The sequence below is a fragment of the Rhizobium sp. WYCCWR 11128 genome (genome assembly GCF_013416305.1).
GTDB classification, from domain to species: Bacteria; Pseudomonadota; Alphaproteobacteria; order Rhizobiales; family Rhizobiaceae; genus Rhizobium; species Rhizobium indicum.
Genome location: NZ_JACCEZ010000004.1, coordinates 293,644 through 307,122, shown reverse-complemented (window position 1 = coordinate 307,122; position 13,479 = coordinate 293,644). Strand labels below are relative to the sequence as shown.

The window sequence follows — 13,479 nt, the reverse complement described above, 5'->3', positions numbered from 1 at the left end:
CATCTTCTCCTCATCGAAAACGCGCTGCGGCGCAGAATGAAGGAGAAGGACAATGGCTTCCCACGAAAACAGCAAGGTCGCACTGGTGACCGGCGCTTCCCGCGGCATCGGCGCAGCAGTCGCCGAGCGCCTCGCCAAGGACGGTTTCACCGTCGTCATCAATTACTCCGGCAATGCCGCTCCGGCCGAGGAACTGGCAAAGAAGATCGAGCAGGCCGGCGGCAAGGCGCTGACGGCGAAGGCCGATGTCAGCGATGCGGAAGCCGTCCGCCGCATGTTCGATGCCGCGGAAACCGCTTTCGGCGGCGTCGACGTGCTCGTCAACAATGCCGGCATCATGATGCTCTCTTCGCTTGCCGAGGCCGATGACGCCAATTTCGATCGCCAGATCAGTGTCAACCTCAAGGGCACCTTCAATACGCTGCGCGAGGCAGCCAGGCGTCTGCGCGACGGCGGCCGGGTCGTCAACTTCTCGACATCCGTCGTCGGCCTGAAGCTCGAAACCTACGGCGTCTATGCCGCTACCAAGGCTGCGGTGGAAACGCTGACGGCGATCATGGCCAAGGAGATGCGTGGCCGCAACATCACCGTCAACGCCGTCGCGCCCGGTCCTGTCGCCACCGAGCTTTTCCTTAACGGCAAGTCGGACGAACTCATCGCCCGCACGGCGAAAATGAACCCGCTGGAACGCCTCGGCACACCGGAAGACATCGCTTCTGCGGTTGCCTTCCTCGCCGGCCCGGACGGCGGCTGGATCAACGGACAGACGCTGCGCGCCAATGGCGGCGTGATCTGACGAAAGACCGGCGGCGGTCTCCAGGCTGCCGCCAACTCAAAGTTTCCACTTCAAGCAATCCCAATCGAACCCAGAAGGAATAGGATCATGAGCAAGCAAGTCATCGTCATAACAGGCGCTTCCAGTGGTTTCGGCGCGCTTACCGCCCGCGCTCTCGCTAAGGCCGGCCACACCGTCTATGCCGGCATGCGCGCCACGGAAAGCCGCAACGCTCCCGCCGTCGCCGATGCGGCTGAATTCGCCAAGGAGAACAATGTCGATCTGCGCTCGGTCGAACTCGATGTCGCCTCCGACGCGTCGGTTGTATCAGGTATCGCCAGGATCATCGCCGATGCGGGTCGCCTTGATGTCATCATCCACAATGCCGGCCATATGTCCTTCGGCCCAGCCGAAGCCTTCACGCCGGAACAGTTCGCCGAACTCTTCGACATCAACGTGCTCTCCACCCAGCGCGTCAACCGCGCGGCACTCCCCTATCTGCGCAAGCAGGGCAAGGGCCTGGTGGTCTGGGTATCGTCGTCGAGCAGCCGCGGCGGCACGCCTCCCTACCTCTCGCCCTATTTCGCCGCCAAGGCGGCGATGGATTCACTTGCCGTCTCCTATGCCGGCGAGCTTACCCGCTGGGGTATCGAGACCTCGATCATCGTGCCCGGCGCCTTCACCAAGGGCACCAACCATTTCGCCCATTCCGGCTCGCCCGCCGATACGGCCCGCGCCGCCGAATACAATGAAGGGCCCTACAAGGGCGTGCCGGAACAGGCGCTGCAGGGCCTGGCAGCGCTCGAACCTGCCGACGCCGATGCCGGCGCGGTTGCCGTCGCCATCGTCGATGTCGTTGGTAAGCCGTTTGGCACCCGGCCGTTCCGCGTCCATATCGATCCGTCCGAGGACGGCGCGGAGATCGTCAACGGCGTCGCCGATCGTGTCCGGGCGGAATTGTTCCGCCGCATCGGTCTCGAGGACCTACTGAAGCCGGCGGCCGGGAATTGAAACCCGGTCCGCCACCGCGCGGGGGAACAAGGAGCCAGCCATCATCGCAATTATGTGAACGTGATTGCGGAATTTTTCCTTACAATCCTGTGGGGAGTGCGTATATCTGCTTTATCGCGAGAGAGTGGAATTCCCTGCCCTTCTCTTTGCGAACCTCCAGAGTCTGCCGCGCCCTTGCTACGGTGCGACAGGCTTGATGTTCAAAGTTGCAGATTGCGGCCCGTCGAAGGTTTCCCCTGCCTTCCGGGCCGTATTTGTTTTGGCGCTCAACCGTCGTTCAGTTTTGCCTCGACCAGAAGTTTCACCAGCCAGTCGACGAAGACGCGGACCTTGTTGCTGAGGTGGCGGTTCGGCGGATAGACGACATAGAGCGGCAGCGGATCGCGGCGCCAGTCCGGCAGCACGCGGACGAGTTCGCCCCTTGCCATCGGCTCGCGCGCCATGAAGATCGGCACCTGCGCGATGCCGAGGCCGGTCAGCGCCGCCGTCAGATAGGTGCGGCTATCGTTGACCGAGGCGATGTAACGCGGGCTGGTCTCGATCACCTCGTTGTGCCGGCGGAATTCGAACGGCAGCGTCCGGTTGTTTTGGGCGCGGAAATAGTTGACGGTGTAATGATCCGCCTCCAGATCCTCGGGCCGCTCGGGCATGCCGAATTTCTGGATGTAGCCCGGAGAAGCGCACGTGATCATCTCGACTTCGGAGACGCGCCGCGCAATCAGCGATTGGTCGGCCGGCGTGCCGGCGCGCAGCGCGCAATCGACGTTTTCTGCAAGATAATCGACCGTGCGGTCGCCGACACCGAGGTCGATACGGATATCGGGATAACGCTGATAGAAATCGCAAAGTGCCGGAACGACAATCCAATCGGCGAAAGCGCCGGCCATCTCGACACGCAGCCGTCCGCTCGGCAAGCTCTGCGAATTGGAGAGGCTGCCATCGAGTTCTTCCAGTTCCGAAATGATCTGGGCGGCGCGTTCGTAATAAAGCGCACCGTCCGTGGTCACCATGACCCGGCGCGTGGTCCGATTCAAAAGCTTGGTGCGCAGATGCGCTTCCAGGCCCTGGATGAGATTGGTCACCGTCGCCTTGGGCATGGCGAGCATGTCGGCGGCGCGGGTGAAATTGCCCGTCTCCACGACACGAATGAAGACGCGCATTGCCGAGAGCTGATCCATCGGTTTCAAATCCGCAGTTTGCGTTGCACCATTGTTCGAGATCTGGAACAGTGTTATCGCGTTATAGCTTCTTATTCCCTGGTTGGAATAACAATATCTTTTTTGTAGAAAATGCAAGCGGCGGACGTTGTCTGCTTGTGGCCGACAAAAGAGACCGGAAGCATGACGGTGGAATGGAAAGATATGATGCTGGATAAGGTGGCCATCGGCCCCGTTTCCGCACGCATCTACCAGGGCGCCGATTACGGCAAGGGTCCGCCGATCGTGCTTTACCTGCATGGCGGCGCGTTTCTGGATAGCGACAAACACGTCGACCGGCCGGTGGCGATGAGCCTCGCCAAGGCCGGCGCCATCGTCGTTGCCGCCGATTACAGCAGCCTTTCCGGCAACCTGTTTCCAAAGGCGTTGGAAGTCTCCTTCTCCGTTTTCACCTATCTCGCCAACAAACGCGCCGGTCTCGGCGACCGCAAGTCGCTGCTCTTCGTCGCCGGCGAGGAGGCGGGCGGCAATGTCGCCGCCGGCGTGGCGCTGAAGGCGCGCGACCAGATGCCGGACGCGCTCGACGGCCAGGTTCTGATTTCGCCGCTGCTCGATCCCTTCATGGGCACTTCCTCGATCCGCAAGGCTGAAGCCATCGGCATGCGCCAGCGCTGGACGGAAGGTTGGAGCCACTATCTGAGCGGCGGCGGTTGCCATCCTTATGCGGCGCCTTGCCTCTGTTCGCGTATTTCAGGCGTCGCGCCGGCGCTGATATTCACCGCGGAGGATGATCCTCTGCACGACGAAACGATTGGTTACGGTGTCCGCCTGAAACAGGCCGGCGTCGGTGTGCGCCAGCATGTCCTTCCCGCCGGGACGGGCTGGCCCTCGATTTATGGTGGGAAATCCGACGGAGCGCCCGACTGGCAGGAAAACGTCAGCCGCCATTTTGGAAGCTTTCTTCGGGAGGTAAGCGTCCAACCGCAATTGCATTGAAGAAGACCTGATATTTCGGCGGCTTAGAGCCGCAAGGAGAGTACTAATGACGTCCAGAAGTAAGCGCTGGGCCCTGATGGGCGCCGGCATAGGGCTTGTTGCGTCCATTTCCGGCGCTGCATTGTTTTTCGAATTGCCGATGAGCACGACCGCTACAGCTGCTTCCGCCCCCGCGGAGACTCCCGCTGTGCCGGTGACGGTTGCCGTCGTCGCGGCGCGCGACGTGACGGCCTGGGAAAGTTTCTCCGGCCGTCTCGAAGCGGTCGACCGGGTGCAGGTGCGTTCCCGTGTCGCCGGCGCCATCCTTTCGGTGGCCTTCCGCGAAGGGGCGCTGGTCAAGCAGGGCGACCTGCTCTTCACCATCGACCCGGCTCCCTACCAGGCGAGCGTGGCGCAGGCGCAAGGCCAGGTCGCTTCGGCCGAGGCCAAGGTCAGCCTGGCGCAGACCGAACTCGATCGCGGCCGCAGGCTTTCCGACAACCGCACCATCTCCCAGAGCGATCTCGATCAGCGCCAGAGTTCGCTGGCTGAGGCTCAGGCGGGGCTGCGTTCGGCGCAAGCTGCCCTGCAGTCTGCGCAGCTCGATCTCGATTACACTCAAGTGCGGGCTCCGGTTTCCGGCCGCATCGGCAAGATCGAGGTGACTGCCGGTAACCTCGTCGCGGCCGGTTCGACCTCGCCGGCGCTGACGACGCTCGTTTCGGTCGATCCGATCTATGCGAGCTTCAATGCCAGCGAAGAGATGGTGACGCGGGCGCTCGCCCAGCTTCCGCAGACGGACAGCGCCCTGCCTCCCGTCGAGCAGATCCCGGTCGAAGTCGGCACGCTGACCGACAGCGGCACGCCGATCAAGGGCAAGCTGCAACTGATCGACAACGAGGTCGATGCATCAAGCGGCACGATCGGCGTTCGCGCCGTCTTCGATAATCCGGGCGGGCGTCTCATCCCCGGCCAGTTCGTGCGGGTGCGCATGGGCCAGCCGAAGGCCGAGAACAAGATCGTCATCAGTGACCGCGCCGTCGGCACCGACCAGGACAAGAAGTTCGTCTTCGTCGTCGATGGCGAGAACAAGGTCGCCTATCGGCAGGTCCAGCTCGGCACAGTGGCTGACGGTCAGCGGGTGGTCGAAGGCGGCCTGAACGTCGGCGAGAAGATCGTCGTCAACGGTCTGCAGCGCATCCGTCCAGGCGCAGTCGTCGCGCCTGAGATGGAAGAGAAGGTCGCGACCGCGCAGTAAAGACTTTCGCCTTCCCCTGAGGGGGAGGGCCAATACTCGAAATGATACGACCCGCCGGCGGCTCCCAAACCGCCGGAGAGGGACTTTGCATCCATGTTCACCCCGGAGAGGGCTTTGATATGAACATCTCCAGATTCTTTGTCGACCGCCCGGTCTTTGCCGGCGTTCTTTCGGTCCTCATCCTGGTTGCCGGCCTGATCGGCCTGCGCGCGCTGCCGATTTCCGAATATCCAGAGGTCGTACCGCCGTCGATCGTCGTGCGCGCTACCTATCCCGGCGCCAACCCAAGCGTCATCGCCGAAACGGTGGCGACGCCGCTCGAAGAGCAGATCAACGGTGTCGAAGGCATGCTCTATATGGCCAGCCAGGCGACATCGGACGGCGTGCTCAACGTCACCGTTACCTTCAAGCTCGGCACCGACCCCGACAAGGCGCAGCAGCTCGTGCAGAACCGCGTTTCACAGGCCGAACCGCGCCTGCCGGCGGAAGTCCGTTCGCTCGGCATCACGACAGTCAAGAGCTCACCCAACTTCATCATGGTCGTCAACCTCGTCTCCGACGGGAACAATCACGACATCACCTATCTTCGCAATTACGCGACCCTCAACGTCAAGGATCGGCTCGCCCGCATCGCAGGCGTCGGTCAGGTGCAGGTTTTCGGCGCCGGCGACTATTCCATGCGTGTCTGGATCGACCCGCAGAAGGCCGCCGAGCACAATCTTGCCGCCAGCGACATCAGCAGCGCGATCAGTTCCCAGAACATCCAGGCCGCCGCCGGTATCATCGGCGCATCGCCGAGCCAGCCCGGTGTGGACCTGCAGCTCAACGTCAATGCCCAGGGCCGCCTGCGCACGCCCGAGGAATTCGGCAACATCATCGTCAAGACGGGCGCCAATGGCGAGATCACCCGCCTTCGCGATGTCGCCCGCATCGAGCTCGGTGCTGCGGACTACACGCTGCGTTCGCTGCTCGACGGTAAGCCGGCCGTCGCCGTCGCCGTTCTTCAGGCGCCGGGTTCGAACGCGATCGAGATCGCGGACAATGTGAACGCGACCATGGATCAGTTGCAGCTCGCCATGCCTGAGGGCGTCAAATACGAGATCGTCTACGATACGACGAAATTCGTGCGGGCCTCGATCGAGAAGGTCATCGACACGCTGCTCGAAGCCATCGCGCTCGTCGTCCTCGTCGTCATCCTGTTCCTGCAGACGTGGCGCGCCTCGATCATCCCGCTGATCGCCGTTCCTGTCTCGATCATCGGCACTTTCGCGGTCATGTATGTCTTCGGCTTCTCGATCAACGCGCTCAGTCTGTTCGGACTGGTGCTTGCGATCGGTATCGTCGTCGACGACGCGATCGTGGTGGTCGAAAACGTCGAGCGCAATATCGAGGAAGGCCTGTCGCCGCGGGCTGCCACCTACAAGGCGATGAGGGAAGTCTCCGGTCCGATCGTCGCGATCGCGCTGGTGCTCGTCGCGGTGTTCGTGCCGCTTGCTTTCATCTCCGGTCTGTCGGGTCAGTTCTACCGCCAGTTCGCGCTGACGATCGCGATTTCGACCGTCATCTCGGCCTTCAACTCGCTCACGCTGTCTCCGGCGCTGGCAGCCCTTCTCCTGAAGAGCCATGATCAGCCGAAGGACTGGCTGACGCGGTTCATGGACGCTATCTTCGGCTGGTTCTTCCGCGGCTTCAATCGTGTCTTCGGAGCGGGCTCGAATGCCTACGGCAAGGGCGTTGGCGGGCTGTTGTCGCGCAAGAGCATCGTCATGGTGATCTACCTGGCGCTGGTCGGTGCGACCTACAGCCTGTTCAGCACGGTCCCCGGCGGCTTCGTGCCGTCGCAGGACAAGCAGTATCTGATCGGCTTCGCCCAGTTGCCGGATGCCGCAAGCCTGGACCGTACGGAAGACGTCATCAAGCGCATGACCGACATCGCGCTGGCGCAGCCGGGCGTTGCCAATGCGATTGCCTTTCCGGGCCTGTCGATCAACGGCTTCACCAACTCCTCGAATGCCGGCATCGTCTTCGTGACGCTGAAGGACTTCGAAGAGCGCAAGACGCCTGATCTCTCAGGCGGCGCAATCGCCATGGCGCTGAACCAGAAGTTCGGCGTCATCCAGGATGCCTTCATCGCCATGTTCCCGCCGCCGCCGGTCAATGGTCTCGGCACGACGGGCGGTTTCAAGCTGCAGATCGAGGATCGTGCCGGCCTCGGCAACCAGGCGCTCGACGAGGCGACCAAGGCCGTGCTTGCAAAAGCCTATCAGACGCCTGAGCTCGCCGGGCTGTTCTCCAGCTTCCAGATCAACGTGCCGCAGCTCTATGCCGATCTCGACCGTGCCAAGGCCGAGCAGCTCGGGGTTTCCGTCACCGACGTCTTCCAGACGCTGCAGATCTATCTCGGTTCGCTCTACGTGAACGACTTCAACGCCTTCGGCCGCACCTACAGCGTCCGTGTGCAGGCCGATGCGAAATTCCGCGCCCAGCCGGAAGATATCGGCCAGTTGAAGGTCCGATCGGCATCGGGTGAGATGATCCCGCTTTCTGCCCTCTTGAAGGTGGAGCCGAGCACCGGTCCGGAACGCGCGAACCGCTACAACGGCTTCCTTGCCGCCGATATCAATGGCGGTCCGGCACCGGGCTTCTCGTCTGGTCAGGCGCAGGCGGCAATCGAGAAGATCCTTCACGAGACCCTGCCTGCGGGCATCGACTTCGAATGGACGGATCTGACCTATCAGCAGATCCTGGCAGGCAATTCCAGCATCGTCGTCTTCCCCCTGGCACTGTTGCTCGTCTTCCTCGTGCTGGCCGCCCAGTATGAAAGCCTGACGCTGCCGCTTGCGATCATCATGATCGTGCCGATGGGCGTGCTGGCCGCGCTGACCGGCGTCTGGCTCACCGGTGGAGACAACAACATCTTCACCCAGATCGGTCTTGTGGTGCTTGTCGGTCTATCGGCGAAGAACGCGATCCTTATCGTGGAATTCGCCCGCGAACTGGAGTTCGAGGGAAGGACGCCGCGGGAGGCCGCGATCGAGGCCAGCCGCCTTCGCCTTCGCCCGATCCTCATGACCTCCCTTGCCTTCATCATGGGTGTCGTGCCGCTCGTCGTCTCCACCGGCGCTGGCGCGGAAATGCGTGCGGCCATGGGTGTCGCGGTCTTCTCGGGCATGATCGGCGTGACCTTCTTCGGCATCTTCATGACGCCGGTGTTCTATGTGCTGCTGCGGCGGCTGACGGGCAACCGTCCGCTCATCCAGCACAAGCCGGACGAACACAAGGAAGAAGAGGCGGAGGTCATCCGGCTCGCGGCGGAATAAACGGAATTCAACCTTCCTTTGTCGAGTAAATCGGGCGGGAACTTCGGTTCTCGCCCGTATCGTTTTCAGGGTGTTCCACAAAAATGCGTTACGTCCGTCAAAACGGTTTGCAACGATGGGCGAGGGGACTATCAAAGACGGACAACAGTTGGGAGGACTGAATGACGAGTTCGAGAGAAGGTCATGACGGCAGGCGGATCGCCTTTCTCGGCACCGGCCTGATGGGCGCGCCGATGGCTCGCCGGCTGCTTGGCGCGGGCTTTGCCGTCACCGTCTGGAATCGCGATCCCGGCAAGGCCGAGCCGCTTGCGGGAGACGGCGCGATCTGCGCTAAAACACCTGATGATGCCGTCTCGGGTGCCGACGTCGTCATCACTATGCTCACCAACGCCGAGGCGGTGAAGGACGTGTTGTTCGACCGCGGAGCGGCCGATGCGATGACGCCTGGCACAACCGTCATCGACATGAGTTCGATCGCCCCGCATTTCGCCCGCGACCATTCGGCGAGGCTTGCCGACCGCGACATCCATCATGTCGATGCGCCGGTATCAGGCGGTGTCGTCGGGGCGGCAGCGGGTACGCTTGCGATCATGGCGGGCGGTGACAAGGACGTGGTCGACGGGCTTGCAGATGTCTTTGCGCCGATGGGGCGCGTGACCCGCGTCGGTCCAAGCGGGGCGGGCCAGCTCGCCAAGCTTGCCAACCAGCAGATCGTTGCGGTGACGATCGGCGCCGTCGCCGAAGCGATGATGCTGATCGAAGCGGGCGGCGGCTCGCAGGCGGCCTTCCGGGACGCCATTCGCGGCGGCTTTGCAGAGAGCCGTATCCTTGAACTGCACGGCAAGCGCATGGTCGAGCGGCAGTTTACGCCAGGCGGTTCGTCCAGCAACCAGTTGAAGGATCTGAACGCCGCCATGGAGACAGCCAATGCCCTGTCGTTGACACTGCCGCTGACTGCGGCGGTGCATGCCGAATTCAGCGAATTCGTCGCCAATGGCAATGGCGAAAAGGATCACAGCGGCCTGCTCCTCCATCTCGAAGAGAAGAATGCCCGGCCGGGAGGAAAGAAGTGACGGACAGCCATTCGCCGAAGCGGCGCCTACGTTCGCAGGACTGGTTCGACAATCCCGATCATATCGACATGGCAGCGCTCTATCTCGAGCGCTTCATGAATTACGGCATCACGCCGGAAGAGCTGCGCTCCGGCAAGCCGATCATCGGAATTGCCCAGAGCGGCAGCGATCTTACGCCCTGCAACAGGGTGCATGTCGAGCTTGCCAAGCGCGTGCGGGACGGCATTCGCGATGCCGGCGGCATTCCGATCGAGTTTCCGACACATCCGATCTTCGAGAATTGCAAACGCCCGACAGCCGCACTCGACCGCAATCTCGCCTATCTCGGCCTCGTCGAAATCCTCTACGGCTATCCACTTGACGGCGTCGTGCTGACCACCGGCTGCGACAAGACCACGCCTTCGGCGATCATGGCGGCTTCGACGGTCGATATCCCGGCGATCGTGCTCTCCGGCGGCCCGATGCTCGACGGCTGGCACGAGGGGGAGCTGGCGGGCTCCGGCACGGTGATCTGGCGGATGCGGCGGAAATATGCAGCAGGCGAGATCGATCGGGAGGAATTCCTGCAGGCGGCGCTCGATTCTGCGCCTTCCGTCGGCCACTGCAATACGATGGGCACCGCTTCGACGATGAATGCGCTGGCCGAGGCACTCGGCCTTTCGCTGACCGGCTGTGGCGCCATTCCGGCCGCTTACCGCGAACGCGGCCAGATGGCCTACCGCACCGGGCGACGCGCCGTCGAAATCGTGTTCGAGGATCTGAAGCCGTCGGATATCCTGACGCGCGAGGCTTTCCTGAATGCGATCCGCACCAATTCGGCGATCGGCGGCTCGACCAACGCGCAGCCGCATCTGGCCGCGATGGCGAAGCACGCTGGCGTCGAACTCTATCCCGACGACTGGCAGGTGCATGGCTTCGATATCCCGCTGCTGGCCAATGTCCAGCCGGCGGGCGCCTATCTCGGCGAGCGCTTTCATCGTGCCGGCGGCACGCCGGCGATCATGTGGGAACTGCTGCAGGCCGGAAAGCTCGACGGCAACTGTCGCACGGTGACGGGCAGGACGATGGCCGAGAACCTAGAGGGCAAGGAAGCGCGCGACCGCGAGGTTATCAAGCCGTTCGCCGAGCCGCTGAAAGAGCGGGCGGGCTTCCTCGTTCTCAAAGGCAATCTCTTCGATTTCGCGATCATGAAGATGAGCGTGGTCTCGGAGGATTTTCGCCGGCGCTACCTTGAGGAACCCGGGCACGAAGGCGTCTTCGAGGGCAAAGCGGTGGTTTTCGACGGTTCCGAGGACTATCACAAGCGCATCAACGATCCCGAACTCGGTATCGACGAAAATACCATCCTCGCCATCCGCGGCGCCGGGCCGATCGGCTGGCCGGGTTCGGCTGAGGTCGTCAACATGCAGCCGCCGGATCATCTCCTGAAGCGCGGCATCCGCAGCCTGCCGACGATCGGCGACGGCCGCCAGTCGGGCACGGCGGACAGTCCCTCGATCCTCAATGCCTCGCCGGAAAGTGCCGCCGGAGGCGGCCTCGCCTGGCTTCGTACCGGCGATATCATCCGCATCGACTTCAACCACGGGCGCTGCGACATGCTGGTCGAGGACGCCGAGATCGAACGGCGCAAGGGCGACGGCATCCCGCCAGTGCCGGCGGATGCGACGCCATGGCAGCAGATCTACCGCCGCTCGGTGACGCAATTGTCGGACGGAGCGGTGCTGGAGGGAGCGGCGGAATTCCGCCAGATCGCAAAAACCCCGCCGCGGCACAACCACTGATCTTGAAGGTGCTGCAGACTGCAAGTCCTTTGATCCAAAAAGGGGAAGGTCGTAACGAACAGTTCACCTAGTCATTAGTTCGGTCGTCAGGACAAGGCTTCATTAATGCCGGCTTGAGACCATATTGCCGTAATGCAAGCTTCTAAGGCTGGGACCGCGTTGCCAGAGAAAAAAGCCACACGATCCGAACACGAGTTTCAGGATCTTCTGCGTCGGCTCGAACTCGCTCTCGATGCATCCCGGATCGGTGTCTGGGAGCACAGCATCGAGCAGGACGGGATCTTGTGGGATGCGCAGATGCATCGTCTCTACGAGACCGGCGAAACCTGCCGGCTGGTGCCGGCATCGCTTTGGTCGAATGCCATCCATCCCGATGATCGCGAGCGGGCCGAACGCGACTTCGAGCAGGCGATAACGACACGCGGCGCCTATAATTCACAATTTCGGATCGTGCTGCCGAGCGGTGAAATCCGCCATTTGCGTTCGCGCGCGCATTTCTATGTCGATGCGGAGGGTCTGCCCTCCTTCATCGGCGCCGAATGGGATGTTACGGCCGACGTCCTACTCAACGCGGAACTCGCGCGGCAAAAGGTGGTGGCCGAGGCGAGGGCGCTGGCGCTGGAAGAAAGCAATGCTCGCATCGAGCATGTCGCCGATCATGACTATCTCACCGGCTTGCCGAACCGGCGCCTTCTCGACAAGCGGCTGGCGGAGTTGCCGGCCGACAAGAGCATCACGACGCTTGGCGTGCTGCATCTCGACCTCGACCAGTTCAAGCAGATCAACGACAGCCACGGTCATGCGGCAGGCGACGCCGTTCTCAGGGCCGCAGCACTTCGAATCACCGCCGCCATTCCTGCAAATGGCGTGGTCGCCCGCGTCGGTGGCGATGAATTCGTCATCGTGCTGGTCAATTTCACCGATCTCACTGAGCTGAAGCTGATCACCGAAGACCTCCAGCGTCGGCTGCGGAAGAAGATCCGCTTCGGCCAGGAGATGCTGCAATCCGGCGCCTCGATCGGCGTTTCCTGGAGCGGCGATCGGCGGGCGCGCAACCTGCTTGCCGAATCCGATTTGGCGCTTTACCAGGCCAAGAAGCTCGGGCGCAGCCGTGTCGAATTCTTCACGCGGCAATTGCAGGAGGATCTGCGCTCCAAGCGTCGCCTCACCGAAGAGCTGAAGCTCGGGCTGGAGCGCGGTGAGATAATTCCCTATTATCAGGTGCAGCTCGACGCCCGGACCCGGGAGGTCATCGGCTTCGAGGCGCTGGCGCGCTGGAAACACCCCGAAAAGGGCGTGCTTGCTCCGGGGGTATTCCTGAAGATCGCCGACGAGCACGGGCTTGCGGCGGAGATCGACGCGGCGATCCTCAAAAGCGTTCTCGAAGACCGGTTGTTCTGGCTGTTGCGCGGCCTTGCGGTTCCGCGCATCGCCGTCAATATCTCGGCGTCCCGCCTTGCCGATCCGGCGTTGCTCGACAAGCTGAGGAAACTCGATATCCCGCCCGGCGCGATCGTCTTCGAACTGGTTGAGACGATTTTCCTCGACGACAGCGACGAAAAACTGCTCGATCATATCGGCGATATCAAACAGATGGGCATCGACATCGAGATCGACGACTTCGGATCGGGCCATGCTTCGCTCATCGGTCTCGTCAAGCTGCGGCCGAAGCGGCTGAAGATCGACCGGCAGCTCGTCACCGAGGTCGTCAGCTCCGCCGAGCAGCGGCGCGTGGTGGGGTCGATCGTGGAAATCGCCAAGGCACTCGATGTCGAGGTGATCGCCGAGGGCATCGAGACCGAGGCGCATGCCGTCGTGCTGGCGCAGCTCGGCTGCGACGGTCTGCAGGGTTATGCGTTCGGTTATCCCGCACCGGCGGCCGAGACAGAGCGTCTTTTCTCATCGCCGACGAGCCGAATCGAAAAGCAGAAGACCGCGATGCTGAACGGCCGGTGATCCTTCCGCGGGCGACGGTCGTCGCTCCCGGTTTTTTGCCGCGTTGCGGAGGTGATTTCGGACGAATGCTTCTCTCGTCTTTCAAATTGGCAGGCGGTATCTTTTCGACGCGGCTTTTTATTCGCACCGGCTGGAAGATAATTGAGGCGCAAGTAATTTTCTTGAGCTTGCAA

At 62.4% G+C, this 13,479-nt stretch carries 9 protein-coding genes; 8 read left to right on the top strand and 1 reads right to left on the bottom strand.

The annotated features are described in order from the left end of the window. The first annotated feature begins 52 nt into the window (after nt 1-52). On the top strand, nt 53-796 hold the full coding sequence (locus HX898_RS16220; protein ID WP_138386776.1) for an SDR family oxidoreductase: 744 nt from the start codon (nt 53-55) through the stop codon (nt 794-796). An 87-nt stretch (nt 797-883) separates the two neighbouring features. Beyond that, nucleotides 884-1,786: an SDR family oxidoreductase gene (locus HX898_RS16215; protein ID WP_138330179.1), complete on the top strand. Its 903-nt coding sequence runs from the start codon at nt 884-886 to the stop codon at nt 1,784-1,786. 266 nt (nt 1,787-2,052) lie between these two features. On the opposite strand, the gene HX898_RS16210 is transcribed toward HX898_RS16215, so the two are convergent. Beyond that, nucleotides 2,053-2,964 (bottom strand): LysR family transcriptional regulator, encoded by a 912-nt coding sequence (locus tag HX898_RS16210; protein WP_138330180.1) that lies wholly within the window; start codon nt 2,962-2,964, stop codon nt 2,053-2,055. A gap of 162 nt (nt 2,965-3,126) precedes the next feature. On the opposite strand from HX898_RS16210, the gene HX898_RS16205 reads away from it, so the two are divergent. The 6 genes from HX898_RS16205 to HX898_RS16180 all read left to right on the top strand — a co-directional run bounded on the left by HX898_RS16205 (nt 3,127) and on the right by HX898_RS16180 (nt 13,306). After that, nucleotides 3,127-3,939, top strand: a complete 813-nt coding sequence (locus HX898_RS16205) for an alpha/beta hydrolase (RefSeq protein WP_029872452.1) — start codon at nt 3,127-3,129, stop codon at nt 3,937-3,939. 46 nt (nt 3,940-3,985) lie between these two features. Further along, nucleotides 3,986-5,176, top strand: coding sequence for an efflux RND transporter periplasmic adaptor subunit (locus tag HX898_RS16200; RefSeq protein WP_180195086.1), 1,191 nt, complete (start codon nt 3,986-3,988; stop codon nt 5,174-5,176). A gap of 119 nt (nt 5,177-5,295) precedes the next feature. After that, nucleotides 5,296-8,496, top strand: a complete 3,201-nt coding sequence (locus tag HX898_RS16195) for a multidrug efflux RND transporter permease subunit (RefSeq protein ID WP_164022934.1) — start codon at nt 5,296-5,298, stop codon at nt 8,494-8,496. Nucleotides 8,497-8,657: 161 nt separating this feature from the next. Further along, on the top strand, nt 8,658-9,569 hold the full coding sequence (locus HX898_RS16190; protein WP_180195085.1) for an NAD(P)-dependent oxidoreductase: 912 nt from the start codon (nt 8,658-8,660) through the stop codon (nt 9,567-9,569). Continuing rightward, nucleotides 9,566-11,350, top strand: a complete 1,785-nt coding sequence (locus HX898_RS16185; RefSeq protein WP_180195084.1) for an IlvD/Edd family dehydratase — start codon at nt 9,566-9,568, stop codon at nt 11,348-11,350. The genes HX898_RS16190 and HX898_RS16185 overlap by 4 nt, the downstream gene beginning before the upstream one ends. Nucleotides 11,351-11,482: 132 nt before the next feature. Beyond that, nucleotides 11,483-13,306: a GGDEF domain-containing phosphodiesterase gene (locus tag HX898_RS16180; protein WP_180195083.1), complete on the top strand. Its 1,824-nt coding sequence runs from the start codon at nt 11,483-11,485 to the stop codon at nt 13,304-13,306. Nucleotides 13,307-13,479 lie beyond the last annotated feature (173 nt).

What these genes read in the sequence shown, in the direction of transcription:
- HX898_RS16180 (WP_180195083.1), top strand. Translation starts at nt 11,483, where the DNA reads ATGCAAGCTTCTAAGGCTGGGACCGCGTTGCCAGAGAAAAAAGCCACA.
- HX898_RS16200 (WP_180195086.1), top strand. Translation starts at nt 3,986, where the DNA reads ATGACGTCCAGAAGTAAGCGCTGGGCCCTGATGGGCGCCGGCATAGGG.
- HX898_RS16195 (WP_164022934.1), top strand. Translation starts at nt 5,296, where the DNA reads ATGAACATCTCCAGATTCTTTGTCGACCGCCCGGTCTTTGCCGGCGTT.
- HX898_RS16220 (WP_138386776.1), top strand. Translation starts at nt 53, where the DNA reads ATGGCTTCCCACGAAAACAGCAAGGTCGCACTGGTGACCGGCGCTTCC.
- HX898_RS16215 (WP_138330179.1), top strand. Translation starts at nt 884, where the DNA reads ATGAGCAAGCAAGTCATCGTCATAACAGGCGCTTCCAGTGGTTTCGGC.
- HX898_RS16190 (WP_180195085.1), top strand. Translation starts at nt 8,658, where the DNA reads ATGACGAGTTCGAGAGAAGGTCATGACGGCAGGCGGATCGCCTTTCTC.
- HX898_RS16210 (WP_138330180.1), bottom strand. Translation starts at nt 2,964, where the DNA reads ATGGATCAGCTCTCGGCAATGCGCGTCTTCATTCGTGTCGTGGAGACG.
- HX898_RS16205 (WP_029872452.1), top strand. Translation starts at nt 3,127, where the DNA reads ATGACGGTGGAATGGAAAGATATGATGCTGGATAAGGTGGCCATCGGC.